Here is a 21,982-nt window from a genome sequence, read left to right on the forward strand (position 1 = left end):
GGGGATCGCGCCGATGGCCGGTCGCGAACGATGTCGATAAACGCGCCGGCAAAGCGTTGCGCAGCGCGAACCAAGAACGGATCAGGCCGTCGCCGGTGGGGCGCGCGGATTGGACGGAGTGCGGGCGCGGGCGAAATCGCGATGCCGAAAGGCCGGCAGGATAAAGGCGATGGTTTCGACGGAGAGGCTGCGAGACAGGCTCCCGGCGGCATCGGGCGGCGCATAGACCGCCGAAACGAGGTTGCAGCCAAGCATGCAGCAGGCCGGCATGTGCTGCTGATGCGGATCGCCGGCGGGGAGTTGCGCCGCACCGTCATGGGTGCAGATCGTGTTGCCGAAAGCATCGAATTGCGAGGCGTTCGGCTCGACGCCGGAAGCAAACGCGCCGAACATCGACTGGAGCACGAGAAGCCATGCCGCGGCGAACGCGACCGGCATGCTCCATCGTCTCCGGCGTATGGTCAAGAACCAGCCTCTTCACGCAGCAACGTCAACTCTCTAGCACGGAGCTGGCGGCCGGAAAATCGCCAAAACGTTGCTGCGGCAACGCAACACAATCACGCGCGCAGCGGCTGCCTGCCCTCGGGAATCGACGTCAGCAGCGTGTGGCGGGCCGATTTCAGGTGCTTGCGGCAGGCGGCGTCAACCTTGGCGAGATCGCGCGATTTGAGCGCGGCGATATAGGCGAGATGCTCCTGGACCGCGACTTCGTTGCGCTCGCGCTCCTGCGCCTTGTTCCACTGGTAATGATAGTGGAAGATCATGGCGATGACATCGTAGAAATCGACGATGAAGCGATTGTGCGACGCCCGGTGGATCAGCCGGTGAAAGCGCTCGTCAAGCTCGGAGAATTCGTTGAAGCGCACGGCGATCTCGCGCGCCAGCCGGTGATGCTCGTCTTCCAGGCGGTCGAGGTCGGCCCACACCGGGCTGTCCTCGGGCAGAGCGGCAAAGGCTGCGGCCGAGCGCAGTTCGAACATCTCGCGGATTTCGGTCAGCTCCAGCGCGAAGGCGCGGGTGAAACCTTTCAGCACCCAGTGGCTGTTGCGGCGCTTCTCGATCAGCCCAAAGCGCGAGAAGCGGATCAGGAATTCGCGCACGCTGGTGGTGCCGACGCCGATCTCGCGCGCCAGTTCGAGCTCGTTGATCTGCATGCCGGCTTCGGCACCGCTGGCAAGCAGCCGCCGCATGAAGGAGCGCTCGATGATCTCGGCCAGCGTGTCGGTTTCTTCCTCGGGGAAGAAATCGTCCGGCCGCGGTTCGCGCAGAACCGTCTTGCTGCGCTTGTTCCAGTCGATCAGCCCGGTTTCTTCCATGCGCGCAAGGATGGTGCGGACCGTCGTGCGGCTGACGCCGAGCAGCGTACCCAGCTCCGGCTCCGAAGGCAGGCTCCTGGTTTCGTCGAGCAGCCTCAGACCGCGATTATAGGCATCCTTGTAAACGTTGTTGCTCTTCGACATCCCCTGCCCCGTGGCGCGCCGCCGCTTGCGCCCGGCGTGAAGCGTTTCTCGCGCATGAAACCGGTACCGCTTCGGAAAACATCATGCGCAACGCTAGTTTTGGTTGTAGAGCCTACTTCACGCATCCAAAAACGCGTCGCGCTCTGGCGAAAAAACAATTGACGCAAAAATGTTTTTTCACGATAAAAGACATTATATGTTAAGAGCCGCGTGTCAATCCGCTCGCGCACCCAGGAACACACCCAGGAAGCTCCCGTGAACGCCGCAAACAGCATTCTTCTGTCTCCCGCCGACAATGTCGCGGTCGCCAATGGCCGCATCGAGATCGGCACCGTGCTGCCGGGCGGCGCCGTCGCCGCCGCGCTGATCGAGCCGGGCCACAAGGTAGCGATCAAACCGATTGCGGCCGGCGAGGCCGTGGTCAAATACGCCCAGGCGATCGGCCGCGCCACTGAAGCCATCGCGCCCGGCGAGCATGTCCATTCGCACAATCTGGTTTTCGAAAGCGGGCGTTTGCCGGTGGTGCCGCCGAGCGAGGCGGTGCATGCGACCGAGGCCGACCGCGCCCGCACCTTCATGGGCTACCGCCGCGCCGACGGCCGCGCCGGCACGCGCAACTTCGTCGGCATTCTCGCCAGCGTCAATTGCTCGGCCACCGTCTGCCACGCCATCGCTGACGCGGCGAACCGCACGCTTCTGCCGCAATATCCCGGCATCGACGGCTTCGTCCCGATCGTCCACGGCCAGGGCTGCGGCATGAGCGCCACCGGCGACGGCATGATGGTGCTGCACCGCACGCTGGCCGGCTATGCCCGTCATCCGAATTTCGGCGGCGTGCTGATGGTCGGGCTCGGCTGCGAGGTCAACCAGCTCACCCTCTACGGCCAGAAGGGCGTCGCCGCGGGAAAACGCCATTTCAACATCCAGGAAGCCGGCGGCTCGCGCAAATCGGTCGAGAAGGCGCTGGTCGTGCTGGCCGAGATCGCCGAAGAGGTCGGCAAGCTTCAGCGTGAGCCGATCCCGGTCAGCGAGATCGTCGTCGGCCTGCAATGCGGCGGCTCCGACGGTATGTCCGGCATCACCGCCAATCCAGCGCTGGGTGCCGCGGTCGACATCCTGGCCGGCGTCGGCGGCATCGGCATCCTTTCCGAGACGACGGAGATCTACGGCGCCGAGCACCTGCTTGCCTATCGCGCCGCAACCCCCGAGATCGCCGCCAAGCTCGACGGCTACGTGAAATGGTGGGAAGACCACGTCGCCAAGCATGGCGCATCCATCGACAACAATCCCTCACCGGGCAACAAGCGCGGCGGCCTGACCACCATCCTGGAAAAGTCGCTCGGCGCGGTCGCCAAGGGCGGCCAGACGCCGCTCAACGGCGTCTTCGGCTATGCCGAAAAGGTCACCGGGCACGGGCTGGTATTCATGGATACGCCCGGCTACGACCCGGTCTCGGCCACCGGCCAGGTGGCGGGCGGCGCTAACGTCATCGTCTTCACCACCGGCCGCGGCTCCTGCTTCGGCTGCCGGCCGACGCCGTCGATCAAGGTCGCCAGCAACTCGACCATGTATCACACCATGGAGGAGGACATGGACGTGAATTGCGGCGTCATCGCCTCGGGCGAAAAGACCATCGCCGGCATGGGCCGCGAGATCTTCGAACTGATCGTCGAGACGGCTTCGGGCCGCAAGACCAAGAGCGAAGAGTTCGGCTACGGCGACAACGAGTTCGTGCCGTGGCACCTCGGAGCGACGCTCTAAGCCGGACCATGCGCAACAGTCGCGAACACCTGACGTGATCGCCAGGTGTCACAGTTCCAACACTCACAAAAAAAGAATGAACATTCCATATTGACTGATAGATGGAATTAATATTCCATGCAGCATATTGGAGGAAATTGGTAGCGGAGTTCCGACAGAAAAAAACTCTTCCGTCCAGCCATTCGAAGCGGCCATCAAACAGCGCTTGCGCCGACCGAGATGATACACTATCAAAATGCGGTAAATGTTTTTTATTGATAAAGTTCCGTTTGGGCCGCGCCATCCGAATGGAGCTTCCGTAACATTCACCGGGCGACTTAGGGAGGACTCCTAATGAAATTCGTGACCAGCATTCTCAATCGCCGCGCCTTCGTGGCACTTGCAGCCGCCTCGATGCTTGCCGGCGTGATGCATTCGGCCCCGGCATCCGCGGCCGACGTGACCATTCCGATCATCGTCAAGGACACCACGTCCTTCTACTGGCAGATCGTCCTGGCCGGCGCCCGCAAGGCTGGCAAGGACCTCGGCGTCAACGTGCCGGAGCTCGGCGCCCAGGCCGAGACCGACGTCAACGGCCAGATCTCGATCCTCGAAAATGCTGTCGCCGGCAACCCGGCCGCCGTCGTCATCGCGCCGACCGAAGCCAAGGCGCTCGGCAAGCCGATCGACGAGGCCGCCACCAAGGTCAAGATCATCGGTATCGACTCCGGTGCCGACTCCAAGGCCTTCACCTCGTTCCTGACCACCGACAACATCCAGGGCGGCCGCGTCGCCGCTGACGGCCTTGCCGCAGCCATCGGCGAAGCCAATGGCGGCAAGATCGAGGGCGACGTCGCCCTGATCACCGCGCTTCCGGGCGCCGGCTCGCTCGAACAGCGCGCCCAGGGTTTTAAGGAACAGCTCGCCGCCAAATATCCGGGCCTCAAGCTGGTCGCCGACAAATACGCCGACGGCCAGGCCACCACCGGCCTCAACATCGCCACCGACCTGATCACCGCCAACCCCAACCTCAAGGGCATCTTCGCTTCCAACCTGATCATGGCGCAGGGCGTCGGTCAGGCGATCGCCGAGAACAGCCTCTCAGGCAAGGTCGGGCTGGTCGGCTTCGACAGCGACGAGAAGCTGATCAAATTCCTCAATGACGGCGTCATTTCGGCACTCGTCGTCCAGGATCCGTACCGGATGGGCTATGACGGCATCAAGACGGCGCTCGCCGCCTCGAAGGGCGAGAAGGTCGAGGCCAATGTCGACACCGGCGCCAATTTGGTCACCAAGGCCAACATGAAGGACCCGAAGATCGACGCGCTGCTCAACCCGAAGCTCGACTGAGCATAGCCGCAAGTGAACTGTTTCCGGGGCCTTTTCGCCCCGGAAACATCCCGCTCGTGCCAATCGCGAGGCCAATCTTTGGGGGCCAATCTGGGAGGATTGTCATGATGTCGACGGCGCAGGAACTCCATCCGGCCCCAACGCTTGAACCGGGCAGGACCATCCTCGAACTCCGCGGGCTGGAAAAGCGCTATCCCGGCACCCACGCGCTGAAGCCGGTCGACCTCGCCTTCAAGGCCGGGGAGATCCACGCCATCGTCGGCGAGAACGGCGCCGGGAAATCCACCCTGATCAAGCTTCTGACCGGCGTCATGCCGCGCACCTCCGGCGACGTCATCTGGGAGGGCAAGCCTGCCGCATTGGCGACGCCGCATGAGGCGATGGCGCTCGGCATCAATGCCGTGCATCAGGAAGTCGTCCTGTGCCGCCATCTCACCGTCGCCGCCAACATGTTCCTCGGCGAGGAGGATTCCCGCTTCGGCATCCTGCAGCAGCGGGCGATGGTCAGGCAGGCGCAGAAGATCATCGACGATCTCGGCTTCGACCTGCCGGCGCATGTCATGCTGGGTGACCTGACCATCGGCCAGCAGCAGCTGATCGCCGCCGCCCGCGCCACCGTGCGCGGCACCAAATTCCTTATCTTCGACGAGCCGACCGCCTACCTCACCCGCAAGGAGGCCGACCAGCTGTTCACGCTGATCCGCCGGCTGAAGGGCGAAGGCGTCACCATCATCTACATCAGCCATCGCATGGAGGAAGTGTTCGAGCTCGCCGACCGCGTCTCGGTGCTGCGCGACGGCACGCTGGTCGGCACCAGGAACATTGCCGAGACCAATGACGCCGAGCTGGTCAAGATGATGATCAACCGCTCGATCGAGCAGGTCTACCACAAGGAGCATTTCACCCCCGGCGCGATGCTTGTAGAAACCAGGAACCTGTCCGGCAAGGGTTTCGAAAATGTCTCGATGTCCGTCCGCGCCGGCGAGATCGTCGGCCTCTACGGCCTGATCGGCGCCGGGCGCAGCGAGTTCGTCACCACGCTCTATGGCCGCCACCGCAAGTCGGCCGGCCAGATCCTCTGGGAGGGCAAGGAGGTCAAGGTCAATTCCGAACACGACGCGATCAGGCTCGGCATGGCGCTGGCCCCGGAAAGCCGCCGCGACCAGGGCCTCTGCCTCAACCTGCCGGTCGGGCTCAACCTCAATCTGCCGATCTACAAGCGCATCTCGAATAATCTGCTGATCTCGCGCGCGCAGGAAAAGACGCAGGCCGATCGCCAGATCGCCGACCTGCGTATCAAGACGCCGACGCGCAGCGCGCTGGCCTCCAGCCTGTCCGGCGGCAACCAGCAGAAGATCGTCATCGGCAAATGGCTCGCCCATGGCGCCAAGCTGTTCATCTTCGACGAGCCGACTGTCGGCGTCGATGTCGGCACCAAGGCCGAGATCTACCGCCTGTTCGGCGCGCTGTTGTCCAAGGGAGCCGGCATCATCCTGATCTCGTCCTACCTGCCGGAGGTCTATGAGCTCGCCGACACGCTGCACGTGTTCCGGCGCGGCAAGCTGGTGGCCACGCATGGGTTTCGTACCGCTGACCACGAGGAGATCCTCACCCAGGCACTGGCCGAGAAACAAGAAAGACCGGGAGGACGGATATGAGCACTGAGGCGATCGCTGCCGAAAGGCCGAAACGCAACTACAACGCCCTGTTCGGGCTGACACTGCTGGCGCTGCTGGTTCTTTTGTGGGTCATCCTGTCGGTGGCGACGCCGAGCTTCGCCTCGGCCAACAATATCTCCAACCTGTTGCGGCAAGGGTCGATGATCGCCATCCTGGCGGTCGGCCAGACCTTCGTCATCATCACCGGCGGCATCGACCTTTCCGTCGGCGCCGTGGTCGGCTTCGCCACCGTCATCGTCGCGATGCTGATCAACGCCGGCACACCGGTTTTCCTCGCTATCCTGATCACCTTGCTGGTCGGCGTCGCCATCGGCATGTTCCATGGCTTCGGCATCGTCAAGATGGGCCTGCCGCCCTTCATCATCACCCTGGCTACGCTGACCTCGCTGCGCGGCATCGGTCTGTTGATGACCAACGGCAACTCGATCTCGATCAACAACGACGCCTTCCAGACGTTCTCGCGCAGTTCCTTCGTCGGCGTCCCCAATCTGTTCTGGATGGTGATCCTGGTCGGCATCCCGGCCTACATCTTCCTGCACCACAGCCGCTGGGGCCGCTATCTGTTCTCGGTCGGCTCCAACGCCGAGGCGTCGCGCCTGTCGGGCGTCAACGTCCAGCGCACCATCTACATGGCCTATACGTTGTCCGGGCTGTGTGCGGCCTTCGTCGGCGTGCTGCTCGCCTCGCGCATCGGCATCGGCAATCCGACGCAGGCCGAGGGCTGGGAATTGCAGGCGATCGCCTCCTCGGTGATCGGCGGCACCTCGCTGTTCGGCGCTGTCGGCTCCGTGCACGGGCCGCTGCTCGGCGCCTTCATCCTTGCCACCATCAACAACGGCGCCAATCTGCTTAACGTCAACGCCTTCTGGCAGCGCATCATCACCGGCGTGCTGATCATCGTCATCGTCTATTTCGACGGGCTGCGCCGCCGCGGCAAATAGACCGCCTCCCAACAACCGCCGGCCTCGCGACAGCAGGGCCGGCGGTGCCATGAACCCGACTGGATTGAAGCATGAAAGCCGTCGTCTGCCGTTCCCCCGGCGAACTTGTCCTCGAAGATCGTCCGGCGCCTGGCGCGCCCCCCGCCGGCTGGGCGCTGGTCGCCGTCAGCCATGTCGGCATCTGCGGCACCGACTATCACATCTTCGAAGGCAAGCACCCGTTCCTCGCCTATCCCCGCATCATGGGCCACGAGGTTTCCGGCACCGTGATCGAGGTTGGCGAGGATGTCGATCTCTCGGTCGGCGAAGCGGTGATCGTCAATCCCTATCTCGCCTGCGGCAAATGTATCGCCTGCCGGCAAGGCAAGCCCAATTGCTGCGTCAGGATCGAGGTGCTCGGCGTCCACCGCGACGGCGCCATGTGCGAGCAGGTCCTGGTGCCGGCGCAAAATCTTTATCCGGCAAACGGCCTGTCGCTGGCCGATGCCGCCGCCGTCGAATTCCTGGCGATCGGCGCCCATGCCGTGCGGCGCTCGCTGGCTAATCCAGATGCGCGCACGCTGGTCATCGGCGCCGGCCCGATCGGGCTCGGCACGGCGCTGTTCGCCCGCATCGCCGGGCTCAATGTGACGCTGCTCGACATGAGTGCGGAGAGGCTGGGTTTCGCCGAAAGTGAACTCGGCTTCGCGACCCTCGACGGCTCGCAGGGCGCCACCGCCGACCTGGTGCGGGAAGCAACCGGCGGCGATGGCTTCGACGTGGTTTTCGATGCCACCGGCAACACCCGGTCGGTGCAGTCGGCTTTCGCCCATGTCGCGCATGGCGGGGCGCTGGTCCTGGTCAGCGTCGTCAAGGACGACATCGCCTTTTCCGATCCGGAATTCCACAAGCGGGAGATGATGCTCATCGGCAGCCGCAACGCCCTGCGTGCCGATTTCGACCATGTCGCCGCCTCGATCCGCAACGGCGCGGTGCCACTGGCAAAGCTCGTCACCCATCGCACTACGCTTGGCGAGACGCCGCACGACCTCGCCCGCTGGGCGCATGAGAAGTCCGGCCTGATCAAGGCTGTGATCGAGGTGGGGTCATAACATGGCAGGCGGTGAACCCGGCCCGAATTGACGACGCCCCGCGCAGGTCGACCCCCCACTCCGCCTCGGCTTCGCCGAGCCACCTCTCCCCCGATCGACGGGGTAGAGGAAAGCTGCGAGCCTATTGCAGCCAACGCTCCCCAACCAGACTCCCTCCTTCTCCCGCTGTCAGCGGGCTCCCTTCCTCTCCCTCGGCGAAGCCGAGACGGAGTGGGGGAAGGCGGTCCTCAAACGCCAAGCCGCTGATAAGTAAGCGCGACCGAGCCGGTATGATATCAGCGTGAGTCAGATAAATCACGGTCTCGTACCGGCCGGCACTACCTACAGCGCCGACAGTTTGAGCTCGATCCGCTCGGCCGGGAAGCGTGACTCCGAAAACTGGATAGGCCGACCGTCGGGCGTGACGTTGACGGCGACCGTGACCAGCACGATGGCGCCGGGCTGCAGGTCGAGGTCAGCAAGGTCGGCGGCATCCGCATGGCGCGCCGACAGCACGGTCGATTGCCGGAGATAGTCGTCAATGCCGAAACGTGCCAGCGATGCGGTGATCGAACCGGTTTCCGCCATGGCGGCATCGATGCCGGCAAAGCGGCTGGCATCGAACCAGCCGGCCGCGCGGGACACCGGCATTCCATCGGCTTCGCCGCGCGTTTCCAGGCGTATCACATCGGCCCCCTTCGCAAGGCCCAAGCCCTCTGCGACACGACGGTCGGCGGGCTCGACCGATGACGCGAGCAAGGTGATATGCCGCTCGGACGCCTGTCCTTGCAATCCCTCGGAAAAGCGGGTGCGGGCGCCGATCGGATAGGACAGCCGCCTGCGCGACAGCACGAAGGTGCCGCGCCCCTGCTCCGCCCTGAGCACGCCCTCCTGCACCAGCGCTGCGATAGCGCTGCGCACCGTGTGACGGTTGACGCCATAGCGTCCGGCCAACGCGATCTCGGGCGGCAGCGCGGCATTCTCGGGAAAATCGCCGGCGGCGATCGAATACAGTATCTGGTCGGCGATCTGCCGCCACAGCGCGACACCGCTGCGCCGCTCGATGCTGTTGGCTTGTCCGATCATTTCCGCCCCGATCTTTTTTGCCCCAGACATTTTCCTCGTGTCATGCACTCGTCATGGACACGCATTAGAAAATAGATATAATTTGTATAGTTGTCTATATCAGTAGACAAGTTTTTGGTGACAAGGGACTGTTAACCATGCGAGGACGGGAAGCGCGAGAGCAGGCCGAGCGCAAGGCCGTGATGGCGACGCTGTCACAATCGGCCGGCGACGACATCGTCCGCCTGTGGGACGAAGCAGGCCTGCCTTGCGAAGCGGAACTTCTGCGTGGCCCCGAAACCGGCTTGGTCACGGTACGTGGCCGCATCGGCGGCGGCGGCGCTCCCTTCAATGTCGGCGAGGCGACGGTCACCCGTGCCACGGTACGGCTTGCGTCCGGCCATGTCGGCCACTGCTATGCGCTCGGCCGCGACAAGCAGAAGGCAAGGCTGGCGGCAATCGCCGACGCGCTCTGGCAGGATCCTGCCCACCGCAACGAGGTCGAGACCAAGGTCGTCGCGCCCTTGCAGGCCGCACTGGCCAAGGCACGTGACCAGCGCCGCGCCGAGACGGCTGCGACCAAGGTCGATTTCTTCACCATGGTGCGCGGAGAAGACTGATGGATATCGCCACTCAATCCATCGAAGGCGGCTTCGCCGATCCGGTATTCAACGCCCAGACCGTATTCCGCGCCGTCATGGACGCGATGGCGCGGCCGGGCAGCGTGCAGCCCCTGCCGGCCCTCGCCCAGCCGCCGGCGCCGCTATCGGTCACCGCCGGCGCCATTGCGCTGGCGCTGTGCGACAACGACACGCCGCTCTGGCTCGACCCGGCTTTGCAAGGGTCGGCTGCGGTGAAATCCTGGCTGGGCTTCCATACCGGGGCGCCGCTGGCCAACACCCCGGCCGACGCGCATTTCGCGCTGATCGCCACGCCGGCCGAGATGATGGCGCTCGACGGGTTTTCGCAAGGCACCCAGGATTATCCCGACCGCTCCACGACGCTGATTCTCGGGGTCGGCGATCTCGTCTCCGGCGCTCCGCTGCTGCTCGAAGGCCCCGGCATCGAGAAGACGGCGACGATCGCGCCTGCGCAAATGCCGCGTCATTTCGTCGAGCAATGGAAGCAGAACAACCAGCGCTTTCCGCGTGGCGTCGACATCATCCTCGCCACGTCCGACGCGATTGCCTGCCTGCCGCGCACGACGCGCATCAAGACGATGGAGGCATAGCATGTACGTTGCGGTAAAGGGTGGCGAAGCGGCCATTCGCAATGCTCACAAACTGCTCGCCGACCGCCGGCGCGGCGACCGATCGGTGCCCGCACTTCGCCTCGACCAGATCGTCGAGCAGCTGGCGCTCGGCGTCGACCGGGTGATGAGCGAAGGTTCGCTCTACGACAGGGAATTGGCGGCACTCGCCATCGTCCAGGCGCGCGGCGACATGATCGAGGCGATCTTCCTGGTTCGCGCCTATCGCACCACGCTGCCGCGCTTCGGCTACACCAGGGCGATCGATACCGGCACGATGCTGGTCGAGCGACGCGTGTCGGCGACCTACAAGGACCTGCCCGGCGGCCAGCTGCTCGGCCCGACTTTCGACTACACCCATCGCCTGCTCGATCCCGAGCTTGCCGCCGGCCGCGATGTCGCCGAACCGGAGCAGCGTGCCGGCGAAGCGGAGGCGATGCCGCGCGTCTCCGCCATCCTCGCCCGCGAAGGCCTGATCGAGCCCGACGGCGACATGCCAGGTGATCATGTCCCCGGCGACATCACCCGCGAGCCGCTCGAATTCCCGATGGCGCGTGACATCCGCCTGCAGGCGCTGTCGCGCGGCGACGAGGGGTTTCTGCTGGCGCTCGGCTATTCCACCCAGCGCGGCTACGCGCGCAACCATCCCTTCGTCGGCGAGGTTCGCATCGGCGAGGTCGAACTCGAACTGGACGTGCCGGAACTGCCCTTTGCCGTGCCGCTCGGCAGCATCCGCGTCACCGAATGCCAGATGGTCAACCAGTTCAAGGGCTCGGCCAAGGCGCCGCCGCAATTCACCCGCGGCTACGGCCTTGTCTTCGGCCAGAGCGAGCGCAAGGCGATGGCCATGGCGCTATGCGACCGCGCGCTGCGCGCCTCGGAGTTCGGGGAGGACGTCGTTGCCGCCGCGCAGGACGAGGAGTTCGTCATCTCGCATTCCGACAATGTCCAGGCGACCGGCTTCGTCGAGCATCTGAAGCTGCCGCACTATGTCGACTTCCAGGCCGAGCTCGACCTCGTGCGCCGCATGCGCGCCGAGCACGACGCTCGCGAAAATGCCGGCAAGGGCGAAGAGAAGAGGCAAGCCGCGGAATGACTTCAGTTAGCTCCACCAGCGTGACTTCCCCCGTCTGGGGAATGGCCTCCGGATCCGCCGTAACCGCTACTGCTGCCGACGGTCTCGCCTTGCGCGCCTTCCCTCGGCTCAGGAAGAACCATTCTACGAAGCACAAAGGCAACCACCCCCACGAACACCAGCAACAGTATTCCGAGGCGCATCCATCCGATCGGGGTCATCGGAGCCCAGCCCCTTTTACGTGTCTTGGAACTCAATTCGGTAGCACAGAGCGGAAGCGATCGCCATGACCGACATCGCCACCTACAACTTCGCCTATCTCGACGAACAGACCAAGCGGATGATCCGCCGCGCCATCCTCAAGGGCATCGCCATCCCTGGCTATCAGGTGCCGTTCGCGTCGCGCGAAATGCCGATGCCCTATGGCTGGGGCACCGGCGGCGTGCAGGTCACGGCTTCGATCATCGGCCCGGACGATGTGCTCAAGGTCATCGACCAGGGCGCCGACGACACCACCAATGCGGTTTCGATCCGCGCTTTCTTCAAGAAGGTCGCCAATGTCGCGGTCACCACCGAGACGGCGAAGGCGACGATCATCCAGACGCGTCACCGCATCCCCGAGTATCCGCTGAGTGCAGGCCAGGTGCTGGTCTACCAGGTGCCGATCCCCGAGCCGCTGCGCTTCCTCGAGCCGCGCGAAACGGAGACGCGCAAAATGCATGCGCTGGAGGAATATGGCCTCATGCATGTGAAGCTCTACGAGGACATCGCCAGGCACGGCCGCATCGCCACCACCTATGCCTATCCGGTCAAGGTGGAGGGCCGCTATGTGATGGATCCGTCGCCGACACCGAAATTCGACAATCCGAAGATGCACCGTTCGCCGGCTTTGCAATTGTTCGGCGCGGGCCGCGAAAAGCGCATCTATGCACTGCCGCCCTTCACCGACGTCGTCAGCCTCGACTTCGAGGATCATCCGTTCGAGGTGCAGACCTTCGACCAGCCCTGCGCGCTGTGCGCGGCCGAGAACGTCTATCTCGACGAAGTCATCCTCGACGACCATGGCGGCCACATGTTCGTCTGCTCCGACACGGATCATTGCGAGAAGCGGCGGGCCGAAGGCCATCGCGGCCACCTTGCGCCCGAGACCCCCCTTGCCCAGGAAAAAACGGAGCCGGCGCAATGACCGACGAACCGCTGCTGCGCGTTTCGGCGCTGTCCAAATTCTACGGCTCGCGGGTCGGCTGCGAGAACGTCACCTTTGACCTCTGGCCGGGCGAAGTGCTGGCGGTGGTCGGCGAATCCGGTTCCGGCAAGACAACTTTGCTCAACTGCCTGTCGACGCGGTTGCTGCCCTCTTCAGGAACCGCCAGCTACCGCATGCGCGACGGCCAGTTCCGTGAGCTTTACCGCATGAGCGAGGCCGAGCGCCGCTTCCTGATGCGCACCGACTGGGGCTTCGTCCACCAGAACCCCGCCGACGGGTTGCGCATGACGGTGTCGGCCGGCGCCAATGTCGGCGAACGGCTGATGGCGGTCGGCGACCGCCACTATGGAAAAATCCGCGCCACGGCCGTCGACTGGCTGTCGCGCGTCGAGATCGACGAAGACCGCATCGACGACGAGCCTCGCGCCTTTTCCGGCGGCATGCGCCAGCGCCTGCAGATCGCCCGCAATCTCGTTACCGGGCCGCGGCTGGTGTTCATGGACGAGCCGACCGGCGGCCTCGATGTTTCGGTGCAGGCGCGCCTGCTCGACCTGCTGCGCGGCCTTGTCACCGATCTCGGCCTCGCTGCCATCGTCGTCACCCACGATCTCGCCGTGGCGCGGCTGTTGTCGCAGCGCATGATGGTGATGAAGGACGGCCGCGTCGTCGAAAGCGGCCTCACCGACCGCGTCCTCGACGATCCGCGCGCGCCCTACACCCAGCTTCTTGTTTCTTCCATTCTGCAGGTGTGAAGATGGCAACCCCGCTCGTTGTCTCCGATGTCGCCAAGAGCTTCACCATGCATCTGCGCGACGGCATCAAACTGCCGGTGGTCGCCGGTGTCTCGTTCGCGATCAGGGCCGGCGAATGCGCCGTGCTCGGCGGCCCGTCCGGCGCCGGCAAGAGCTCGATCCTGAAAATGCTCTACGGCAATTATGCCGTCGATGAAGGCCAGATCATCGTCCAGCATGAGGGTGGGCTCATCGATCTCGCCACGGCCAGCCCGCGCACCGTGCTTGCGGTGCGCCGGCTCACCATCGGCTATGTCAGCCAGTTCCTGCGCACAGTGCCACGCGTTTCGGCGCTCGATGTCGTCGCCGAACCGCTGGTCGAGCGCGGCGAGGAGCGCGAGGTCGCGCGCGGCAAGGCACGCGCCTTGCTGGCGCAGCTGAACCTGCCGGAAAAACTGTGGGCGCTGCCGCCGGCAACCTTCTCCGGCGGCGAACAGCAGCGCGTCAACATCGCGCGCGGTTTCATCACCGAGCATCCGATCCTGCTGCTCGATGAGCCGACCGCCTCGCTCGACGCGAAAAACCGGGACGTGGTGATTTCCCTGATCGCCGCCAGGAAGGCGGCGGGCGTTGCTTTGCTCGGCATCTTCCACGACCACGACGTGCGTGAGGCGGTCGCCGACCGCGTCATCGACGTGACCGCCTTCGCCGCCGGGAAAATCGCCGCATGACCAGGAAACTGTCGGAGGCGCCGCTGATCCACGAGACGGCGGAAGTCGAGAACTCGACGCTTGGCCGCTGGACCGAAATCGCCGAGCGCTGCCGGGTTTCCGAAAGCACACTCGGCGACTATTCCTACATGATGCAGGACTGCGGCGTCTGGTGCGCGACGATCGGCAAATTCGCCAACATCGCCGCCAGTGTGCGCATCAACGCCACCAACCACCCGACCTGGCGGCCGACGCTGCACCATTTCACCTATCGCGCCTCGGATTATTGGGACGACGCCGAGCACGAGAACGAATTCTTCGCCCAGCGCCGCGCCAAACGCGTCACTATCGGTCATGACACCTGGCTCGGCCATGGCTCGACCATCCTGCCTGGCGTCATCGTCGGCGACGGCGCGGCGGTCGGCGCCGGAGCGGTAGTGTCGAAAGACGTCGCGCCCTACACCATCGTCGGCGGCGTACCGGCCAAGCTGATCCGCGAACGCTTCGACCGCCGTACCGCGGAGCGCTACCAGGCGCTGGCCTGGTGGGACTGGAACCACGCAAGGCTGCGCGCCACGCTCGACGATTTTCGGGAACTGTCGGCGGAGGCTTTCCTGGAGAAATATGGCGGCTGAGGGTCGTGAAATGGTGACTGGTGAATAGAATGGGGGCAGCGGGCAAGTTTCGAGGCTTGTCCGCTGCCCCATTCACTATTCACCATTTCACCATTCACGCGCTCGATTGGTCGCGCCGCTCCAGCTTGTGGACGTTAACAAAACTGACATCGTTCCGACACCGCAGGTTCACGTGGCTGCGCTAGCGAGGGCTAACAGACCTTCAATTGCGATTGGACTGGAGCCTGCACCATGTCAGCTACGCTCGAAATCCGCGGCGTCACCCGCCGGTTCGGCAAGAACACCGCCGTCAGCAATGTTCACATCGCGATCCCGCAGGGCCAGATGGTCGGCATCATCGGCCGCTCCGGGGCTGGCAAATCGACGCTTCTGCGCATGATCAACCGCCTCATCGATCCCAGCCAGGGATCCATCCTGTTCGACGGCGTCGAGGTCTCCGGGTTGCGCGGCTCGCCGCTCCGGCGATGGCAGCGCGACTGCGCCATGATCTTCCAGCAGTTCAATCTGGTGCCGCGCCTCGACGTGCTGACCAATGTGCTGCTCGGCCGGCTCAACCACCGCTCGACGCTGTCCAACCTGTTCGGCATGTTTTCCCGCGGCGAATGCGCCGAGGCTGTTGCCGCCCTCGAGCGCCTCGACATTGCCCGCACCGCGCTGCAGCCTGCCGGCACACTTTCCGGCGGCCAGCAGCAGCGCGTTGCGATTGCGCGCGCCATGATGCAGCAGCCGAAGGTGCTGCTGGCCGATGAGCCGATCGCTTCACTCGATCCGCTCAACGCCAAGGTGGTGATGGATTCGCTGCAGGACATCAATTTGCGCGAAGGCATCACCGTCATCACCAATCTGCACACGCTCGACACGGCGCGCACCTATTGCAACCGCATCATCGGCATGGCCGCCGGCAAGGTCGTCTTCGACGGCCCGCCCGAAGCCCTCAACCGCGAGGCGGTGCGCACGGTCTACGGCGCCGACGGCAATGGCGGCGAGATCTCCGAGGCCATCACCTCGACCAGTGTCGCCATCAAACAGAAAATCGCTGCATCCGCCGGACCGCTCGAGCCAGCGTTTCCTGGTTACTGAGAACGGCCTGATCGCCCGCCCGCGTCAAAGGCACCTGTCAAAAAACTCGAACGCTACCGGCGCGAGGCCGGGACCAACAGGAGTGAGATAATGTTCAGGAAGATGGTTTTTGGCGCCGTTTCATTGCTCGCCATCGCGGCAAGCGCCGCTCACGCCCAGGATATCAAGGAATTCCGCATCGGCATCCTTGGTGGTGAAAACGAAGCGGACCGGCTGCGCAACTTTCAGTGCCTCGCCGATCACATGAAGTCCGAATTCGGCTTCGAAAAGGTCTCGCTGTTCCCGGCCGCCGACTATGACGGCGTGATCCAGGGCCTGCTCGGCGGCACCCTCGATTTCGCCGAGCTTGGCGCGTCGGGCTATGCCAGCGTCTACCTCAAGGATCCGAACGCCGTGACCCCGATCCTCACCACCCAGCAGACCGACGGCGCGACCGGCTATTATTCGATCGGCCTGGCGCTGAAGTCGTCCGGCATCACCGACATCAAGTCGGCAAAGGGCAAGAAGCTCGGCTATGCCGACCCGGATTCGACCTCCGGCTACCTGATCCCGCTGACCCAGATCCCGAAGGACACGGGCGCTTCGAACGAGACCTTCTTCGCCTCGACCGAGTTCAATGGCGGCCACGAGAACAACCTCCTCGCCGTCCGCGACGGCAAGGTCGATGTTGCGGTTGACGATTCCTCGGGCATCGGCGACTTCAAGAACGGCTACACCTCCGGCACCTTCCACAAGGAAGTCGCCAAGGGCGCCGTCGACCCCAACGATTTTGTCGAAGTCTGGCGCTCCGGCTTGATCCCGAATGGCCCGCTGGTCGTGCGCACCGCGCTCGGCGGCGATATGAGCGCCAAGCTCGCCAACTTCTTCACCAGCCTGCCGGCCAAGGACAAGCCTTGCTTCGAGGCCATCGAAGGCGGCGATTTCACCGGCTACGTTCCGGTGAAGCCGGACTTCTACAGCGTCATCGTCGAAGCCCGCAAAGCCGCGATCGGCGGCTGACGACAATTGCGGAAAGGGCGGCGTCCATTAGAGCTACGTGCGTCCACTTGGACGCACAAAGTACGCTCTAACACTTAGATGCCGCATCGTGCTTTCCGAAAGTCGAACTTCGACTTTCGGGCCGATGCGGTCGCCGCCCTTTTTGCGTGTCCGCTCGTGACCCCGTATGACCTTCGCCTCTACAATTCGTTCAGACGCGGTCCGGCAGGCAGCAGACGCCTGGCGACGCCAGAAGTCCTTGCGCCGGTTCTACACGGCGCTCGGCATCGGCTTGCTGCTTGTCGCCATGTGCACAGCCATGTGGTTCGCCGACGAGGCCAATGCCGGACATTTCTTCGATCGGCTGCCGCACATACTGGATTTCCTTAGCTGGCTTGTTCCCAAGGACTGGAACGACGTTTGGCGGGCGCTGTTCGACATCGCATCGCCGCACGACAAGGGCAGCCAGGAGTTCAACTTCCCGCTTGGCCGCGTCTATCTCTGGGGCGGCTTTTATCTACCCGAATATTTCGAGCTGATGCTCACCACGCTTAACGTGGCGCTGGTTTCCACTTTCATCGGCTTTGTCTTTGCGGTGCCCTTTTCCTTCATCGCGGCCCGCAATTTGACCCCCAGTCCGGTGCTCAGGCTCGTCGTCAAGCGCTTCATGGAACTGCTTCGCGCCTTCCCGGAGATCGTCATTGCCGGCCTGTTCGCAGCCATCCTCTCGACCGGCCCGGTCGCAGCCATCATCGCCATCGGCCTGCATTCGATCGGCGCCCTCGGCAAGCTCTTCTACGAGATCAACGAAAACATCGACATGCGCGCCGAAGAAGGCCTGCGCGCTGTCGGCGCGAACTGGTTCGAGCGCGTGCGCTTCGCCGGCCTGCCACAGGTGCTGCCGAATTTCATGTCCTACACTCTGCTCAGGATCGAGATCAATGTCCGCATCTCGACCATCATCGGCGCGGTCGGCGGTGGCGGCATCGGCGAGGAACTGAAGCTCTCCATCTCGCGCGGCTTCGGCGCCAAAACGCTTGCACTGGTGCTGCTGCTGTTCACGACGATCTTCCTCGTCGACCAGTTCTCTGCCTGGCTACGCCGCAAGCTCGTCGGCGAGCAGGCATTCATGATGGGCGCCTGACCATGATCCCAAAAAGCATGCCCTCGGGCCTGGCCAGAGGGTGGATTCCGGTTTTTGGAAAAGATCATGGCAAATCAACACGAAGACTGCCCATGGCCACGATGACCGCCGATGAGATTCAGGCGATCGAGGAGCGCTTTCCCCAAGTGTTCCGGCGGCCCCTGTACAAACGCTTCGGCCCGCTGGTCCTGTTCACCGGCATCCTGCTCTACCTCCTCTACGCCTTGTGGTTCTTCAGCCTGCCGCAAGTTCTGAGGGAATCGCACTGGGAGCGCCTGCCGCTCTTCCTGACGCAATGGATCAGCTACGATCTGCAGCCGGAATTCCGCCTCGACCAGCCTCAGATCACACCCAGATACCCGCGTTTTTCGGCGCTCGGCGAAGACCCGCATCCCGATTGGGTCATCACCAATGCCAACGGCTCCTACACCATCCTGATCGACGGCCGAGCCAAATCCGTCACCTTCGACAAGGCCGAGGCGACGCTGGTCGCCAATGGCCAGGCGGTGCCGGTGTCGTTGACCAGCGGCAAACCCGTAATATCCGGCCCTGTGCCCGAGTGGATCACCGCGCACGACGATGAGATCGTCGCCAGAATGGGCTTTGCCGGCGAGGTCCGGATAACCGTCGATCGCGTCAAGGTCCGCAAGCGCTTCCTCGGCTGGGCGAATTTCGTCTTCGACACACGCTCGCCCTTTTTCGGCAAGTCGCCCAGCGAGGTGGTCTCGTTGCTCATGTCCGGGCCCCAGCTCAAGCCGGGCACATCGAACATTGCGCTGGCCGCCGACAATATCTGGAACAACGCCCAATGGCAGCATGGCGACGTCTGGACGAAGCTGTTCCAGACCATCGTCATGGCATTTCTCGGCACCTTGCTCGGCGGCATCGTTGCCTTCCCGCTCGCCTTCTTCGCCGCCCGCAACATCACCCCAAGCGGCATGCTCAGCCAAGTGCTAAAGCGGTTCTTCGATTTCATGCGTTCGGTCGACATGCTGATCTGGGCGCTGTTCTTCACCCGCGCCTTCGGCCCGGGCCCGCTTGCCGGCAGCGCCGCGATTTTCTTCACCGAGATCGGCACGCTCGGCAAAGTCTATTCGGAAGGCCTCGAGAACATCGACGACAAGCCACGCGAGGGCATCCAGTCGACGGGCGCCAACGGCTTGCTGGTGCAGCGCTATGGCGTGCTGCCGGAGGTGATCCCGGTCTTCATCAGCCAGACACTCTATCAGTGGGAATCCAACACCAGGGGCGCGACGATCATCGGCGCCGTCGGAGCCGGTGGCATCGGCCTGAAGCTCTGGGAGGCGATGCGCACCAATTCCAACTGGGCCAATGTCTTCTACATGGTGCTCTTGGTCCTGCTCGTCGTTTTCATCTTCGACAACATTTCCAATTTCCTGCGCCGCCGCTTGAGCAGGACGATCCACGACTACAACCGGATCCATGCCGGCCAGGGCTAACGAGGCCGTTGCGCCGGCGTGCGGTTAGGGCGCCTTCCTCCATCCATTCCTGATATGCTTGTAGCCGTCGCGGTAGACGGCTTCCGGGCCTTCGGAAAAGTCGCGCCACACCTTGGTGGCCGCGGCCAGATCCTTCAGCGAGCGGCCGAACGCCTCGATCGTCAGCCAATCGTCGTAGCCGCTCTTGCGGATGGCGGAGAACGTCTCCTTCCAGGGGACGTGGCCGCGGCCCGGCACGCCACGATCGTTCTCCGAAATATGGATATGGACGATGTTCTTGCGGTTGCGCGTATAGGCGCCGATCGGGTCGGCCTCTTCGATGTTGGCGTGGAAGGTGTCGTACATCGCCTTGATGTGCGGCCGGTCGATCGCGTCGATATGCTCCGACAAATCGTCCATCGTGTTGAGCAGATAGCATTCGAAGCGGTTGAGCGCTTCCAGCCCGATGGTGACACCCTTGTTGCCGGCATGGTCGCCAACGGCGCGTTGCGAGGCGATCGAACGTTTTTTTTCGGCCGCCGTCGGCCCGCTGCCGGAGAAGCCCCCGAGTGTCGAATGCAATGGGCCGCTCAACGTGTTCGCGCCAAGCGCCTGAGCGCAGTCGATCGCCGATTTCATGTAGTCGATACCGACCTTGCGCGTCGAGGCGTCGGCCGAGATCAAATTCATCGCCGGATCGCCCATGGCAGAAACGGCGGTGCGTTCCAGGCCGATACGATCGAGCAGCTCGCCGAGTTTCCTGTAGTCGTCCGGCGTGCCGGAGAAGACCGGTATCTCGACGCCGTCGAAGCCGGTCGCCTTGATGTCCCTCAACAACGGCTCGTGTTTTTTCGAGACACTGGTCGTCCACAACAACATGCACATGCCGATTTTCATCGACGCCCCTCCCCTTTGACGGCCGGGCTTGCTCCTCCGGCGACTTCGCCACAAGCCCCCTCATCCGGCCGCTTCGCGGCCACCTTCTCCCCGCTGGGGAGAAGAGGCGGACGCCAACGCTGGCGATCTCCTCTCCCCTCGGGTAGAGGTCCGAATGCCCCGAATTGCCCTGCGGCTGGCAATCCGGGTGAGGGGGGCTTCCCGTTAACCGGACGCAGTGATTAAAGTTTCGTCCACGCCCCATTCTTCTTCGACGACTTCACGCAGGCCTCGATGAAGGCCATGCCCTCGACGCCGTCCTGCACGGTCGGGAAGACGACATCCTTAGCCGGCTTGCCGCCCTTCCGGCGCGCCGCACGAATAGCCCGTGCGGCCTCCTGATAGATATTGGCGAAACCTTCGAGATAGCCTTCCGGATGCCCTGGCGGAACGCGGCTGACCCGACCGGCGACGGGAAGTGCGCCAGCGCCATTTCGGGTAATCAATTGCTTCGGCTGGCCGAACGGCGTGTACCAGAGATAGTTCGGGTCGGCCTGCACCCATTCGAGCCCGCCCTTCGAGCCGTAGATGCGCAATTTCAGCCCGTTCTCGTGGCCGGGCGCCACCTGGCTTGCCCAGATCATGCCCTTGGCCGGGTGCGACCCGCCGACCGGCTTGAAGCGCAGCAGCACATTGATGTTGTCGTCGAGCAGCCGCCCCGGCACGAAGGCATCGAGATCGGCCGACAGCGAATCGAGCTCCAGCCCGGAGACGAAACGGGCGAGGTTATAGGCATGTGTGCCGATATCGCCCAGCGCACCGCCGGCGCCGGCCTGCTTGGGGTCTGAGCGCCACGCAGCCTGCTTCTGGCCGGTGGCGGCCAGATCTTCGGTCAGCCAGTCCTGCGGATATTCCGACTGCACGATGCGGATATCGCCGAGCTGTCCCTTGGCCACCATCTCGCGTGCCTGCCGCACCATCGGATAGGCGGTGTAGTTATGCGTCAGCACGAACACCTTGCCGGTCTTTTCGACCAGCGCCGCCAGCTTCTTTGCCTCGGCCAGCGTCGTCGCCAGCGGCTTGTCGCAGATGACGTGGATGCCGGCCTCGAGAAAAGCCTTGGCGGCCGGCACGTGCACATTGTTCGGCGTGACGATGGCCACCACCTCGATGCCGTCCGGCCGCTTGGCCTCGGCCTTGGCCATCTCGGCATAGGAGCCGTAGCTGCGTGCCGGATCGAGCCCAAGCTCGGCCGCCGAGGCCTTGGCGCGCTCCGGATTCGACGACAACGCGCCGGCGACCAGCACGAACTCGTTATCCATGCGCGCCGCGATGCGGTGCACCGCACCGATAAAGGCGCCTTGTCCGCCGCCAACCATGCCGTAGCGGATCGGACCGCCCCCGGTTTCCGCCTTCGATGCACCAACCATGATGTTCTCCCTCGTTATTCTGAGATACCCCTCCCCCTCGAGGGGAGGGTCGACGCGTAGCGTCGGGGTGGGGTTGCCGGCCATGAAGTTCGCCATGGACCGACCCCACCCGGCCCTCCGGGC

General features: G+C 64.0%; 21 protein-coding genes. 16 read left to right on the top strand and 5 right to left on the bottom strand.

Features of this window, described 5'->3' with window-relative positions:
* Positions 1-81: 81 nt before the first annotated feature.
* Together NKH21_RS08020 and NKH21_RS08025 are read right to left on the bottom strand one after the other, a co-directional pair.
* On the bottom strand, positions 82-438 hold the full coding sequence (locus NKH21_RS08020) for a DUF2946 family protein (RefSeq protein ID WP_352668712.1): 357 nt from the start codon (positions 436-438) through the stop codon (positions 82-84).
* Between the two features lie 119 nt (positions 439-557).
* Positions 558-1,460, bottom strand: coding sequence for a GntR family transcriptional regulator (locus tag NKH21_RS08025; protein WP_352713961.1), 903 nt, complete (start codon positions 1,458-1,460; stop codon positions 558-560).
* A gap of 255 nt (positions 1,461-1,715) precedes the next feature.
* Between NKH21_RS08025 and NKH21_RS08030 the strand changes: the two genes are divergently transcribed.
* The 5 genes from NKH21_RS08030 (at position 1,716) to NKH21_RS08050 (ending at position 8,261) form a co-directional block, all read left to right on the top strand.
* Complete coding sequence (locus tag NKH21_RS08030) at positions 1,716-3,221, top strand: UxaA family hydrolase (RefSeq protein ID WP_292664620.1); 1,506 nt, start codon at positions 1,716-1,718, stop codon at positions 3,219-3,221.
* A gap of 333 nt (positions 3,222-3,554) precedes the next feature.
* The gene (locus NKH21_RS08035) at positions 3,555-4,550 is read left to right on the top strand and encodes an ABC transporter substrate-binding protein (protein ID WP_352863994.1); all 996 of its coding nucleotides are present in this window, start codon (positions 3,555-3,557) and stop codon (positions 4,548-4,550) included.
* Between the two features lie 104 nt (positions 4,551-4,654).
* Positions 4,655-6,208 (top strand): sugar ABC transporter ATP-binding protein, encoded by a 1,554-nt coding sequence (locus NKH21_RS08040; RefSeq protein ID WP_352863995.1) that lies wholly within the window; start codon positions 4,655-4,657, stop codon positions 6,206-6,208.
* A complete protein-coding gene (locus NKH21_RS08045; RefSeq protein ID WP_352649512.1) occupies positions 6,205-7,170 on the top strand; it encodes an ABC transporter permease in 966 nt (321 codons plus the stop codon). Before NKH21_RS08040 ends, NKH21_RS08045 begins: the two co-directional genes overlap by 4 nt.
* Positions 7,171-7,241: 71 nt before the next feature.
* Entirely contained in the window at positions 7,242-8,261 is a 1,020-nt protein-coding gene (locus NKH21_RS08050) for a zinc-binding alcohol dehydrogenase family protein (RefSeq protein ID WP_352863997.1), read from the top strand.
* Positions 8,262-8,582: 321 nt separating this feature from the next.
* Here NKH21_RS08050 and phnF read toward each other — a convergent pair whose 3' ends face one another.
* A complete protein-coding gene (gene phnF, locus NKH21_RS08055; RefSeq protein WP_352864291.1) occupies positions 8,583-9,326 on the bottom strand; it encodes a phosphonate metabolism transcriptional regulator PhnF in 744 nt (247 codons plus the stop codon).
* Positions 9,327-9,463: 137 nt separating this feature from the next.
* Here phnF and phnG point away from each other — a divergent pair, with 137 nt between their 5' ends.
* From phnG to phnE (NKH21_RS08110), 11 genes are all read left to right on the top strand, one after another.
* Positions 9,464-9,925, top strand: a complete 462-nt coding sequence (gene phnG / locus NKH21_RS08060; RefSeq protein WP_352863999.1) for a phosphonate C-P lyase system protein PhnG — start codon at positions 9,464-9,466, stop codon at positions 9,923-9,925.
* Positions 9,925-10,536 (top strand): phosphonate C-P lyase system protein PhnH, encoded by a 612-nt coding sequence (phnH, locus tag NKH21_RS08065; RefSeq protein ID WP_352864000.1) that lies wholly within the window; start codon positions 9,925-9,927, stop codon positions 10,534-10,536. Before phnG ends, phnH begins: the two co-directional genes overlap by 1 nt.
* A 1-nt stretch (position 10,537) precedes the next feature.
* Positions 10,538-11,650 (top strand): carbon-phosphorus lyase complex subunit, encoded by a 1,113-nt coding sequence (locus tag NKH21_RS08070; protein WP_352864002.1) that lies wholly within the window; start codon positions 10,538-10,540, stop codon positions 11,648-11,650.
* A gap of 265 nt (positions 11,651-11,915) precedes the next feature.
* On the top strand, positions 11,916-12,815 hold the full coding sequence (locus tag NKH21_RS08075; protein ID WP_292665040.1) for an alpha-D-ribose 1-methylphosphonate 5-phosphate C-P-lyase PhnJ: 900 nt from the start codon (positions 11,916-11,918) through the stop codon (positions 12,813-12,815).
* Positions 12,812-13,588 (top strand): phosphonate C-P lyase system protein PhnK, encoded by a 777-nt coding sequence (phnK, locus tag NKH21_RS08080; protein ID WP_065009749.1) that lies wholly within the window; start codon positions 12,812-12,814, stop codon positions 13,586-13,588. Before NKH21_RS08075 ends, phnK begins: the two co-directional genes overlap by 4 nt.
* Positions 13,589-13,590: 2 nt before the next feature.
* Complete coding sequence (gene phnL, locus NKH21_RS08085; RefSeq protein WP_352864005.1) at positions 13,591-14,298, top strand: phosphonate C-P lyase system protein PhnL; 708 nt, start codon at positions 13,591-13,593, stop codon at positions 14,296-14,298.
* The gene (locus NKH21_RS08090; protein WP_352864007.1) at positions 14,295-14,912 is read left to right on the top strand and encodes a DapH/DapD/GlmU-related protein; all 618 of its coding nucleotides are present in this window, start codon (positions 14,295-14,297) and stop codon (positions 14,910-14,912) included. Before phnL ends, NKH21_RS08090 begins: the two co-directional genes overlap by 4 nt.
* A gap of 231 nt (positions 14,913-15,143) precedes the next feature.
* Positions 15,144-15,992, top strand: coding sequence for a phosphonate ABC transporter ATP-binding protein (gene phnC / locus NKH21_RS08095; protein ID WP_352668730.1), 849 nt, complete (start codon positions 15,144-15,146; stop codon positions 15,990-15,992).
* A 90-nt stretch (positions 15,993-16,082) separates the two neighbouring features.
* Positions 16,083-16,991: a phosphonate ABC transporter substrate-binding protein gene (gene phnD, locus NKH21_RS08100; protein WP_352668732.1), complete on the top strand. Its 909-nt coding sequence runs from the start codon at positions 16,083-16,085 to the stop codon at positions 16,989-16,991.
* A 166-nt stretch (positions 16,992-17,157) separates the two neighbouring features.
* Positions 17,158-18,114, top strand: coding sequence for a phosphonate ABC transporter, permease protein PhnE (gene phnE / locus NKH21_RS08105; RefSeq protein ID WP_352864009.1), 957 nt, complete (start codon positions 17,158-17,160; stop codon positions 18,112-18,114).
* Positions 18,115-18,206: 92 nt separating this feature from the next.
* A complete protein-coding gene (gene phnE / locus NKH21_RS08110; protein ID WP_352864011.1) occupies positions 18,207-19,574 on the top strand; it encodes a phosphonate ABC transporter, permease protein PhnE in 1,368 nt (455 codons plus the stop codon).
* 24 nt (positions 19,575-19,598) lie between these two features.
* Here phnE (NKH21_RS08110) and NKH21_RS08115 read toward each other — a convergent pair whose 3' ends face one another.
* Positions 19,599-20,450 carry a sugar phosphate isomerase/epimerase family protein gene (locus NKH21_RS08115; RefSeq protein ID WP_352864013.1) on the bottom strand — a complete coding sequence of 284 codons (852 nt, stop codon included), beginning with the start codon at positions 20,448-20,450 and terminating at the stop codon, positions 19,599-19,601.
* A gap of 221 nt (positions 20,451-20,671) precedes the next feature.
* Positions 20,672-21,859: a Gfo/Idh/MocA family protein gene (locus NKH21_RS08120; protein ID WP_352864015.1), complete on the bottom strand. Its 1,188-nt coding sequence runs from the start codon at positions 21,857-21,859 to the stop codon at positions 20,672-20,674.
* Positions 21,860-21,982 lie beyond the last annotated feature (123 nt).

This window comes from Mesorhizobium sp. M1329 (assembly GCF_040318035.1).
Taxonomy (GTDB): Bacteria; Pseudomonadota; Alphaproteobacteria; order Rhizobiales; family Rhizobiaceae; genus Mesorhizobium.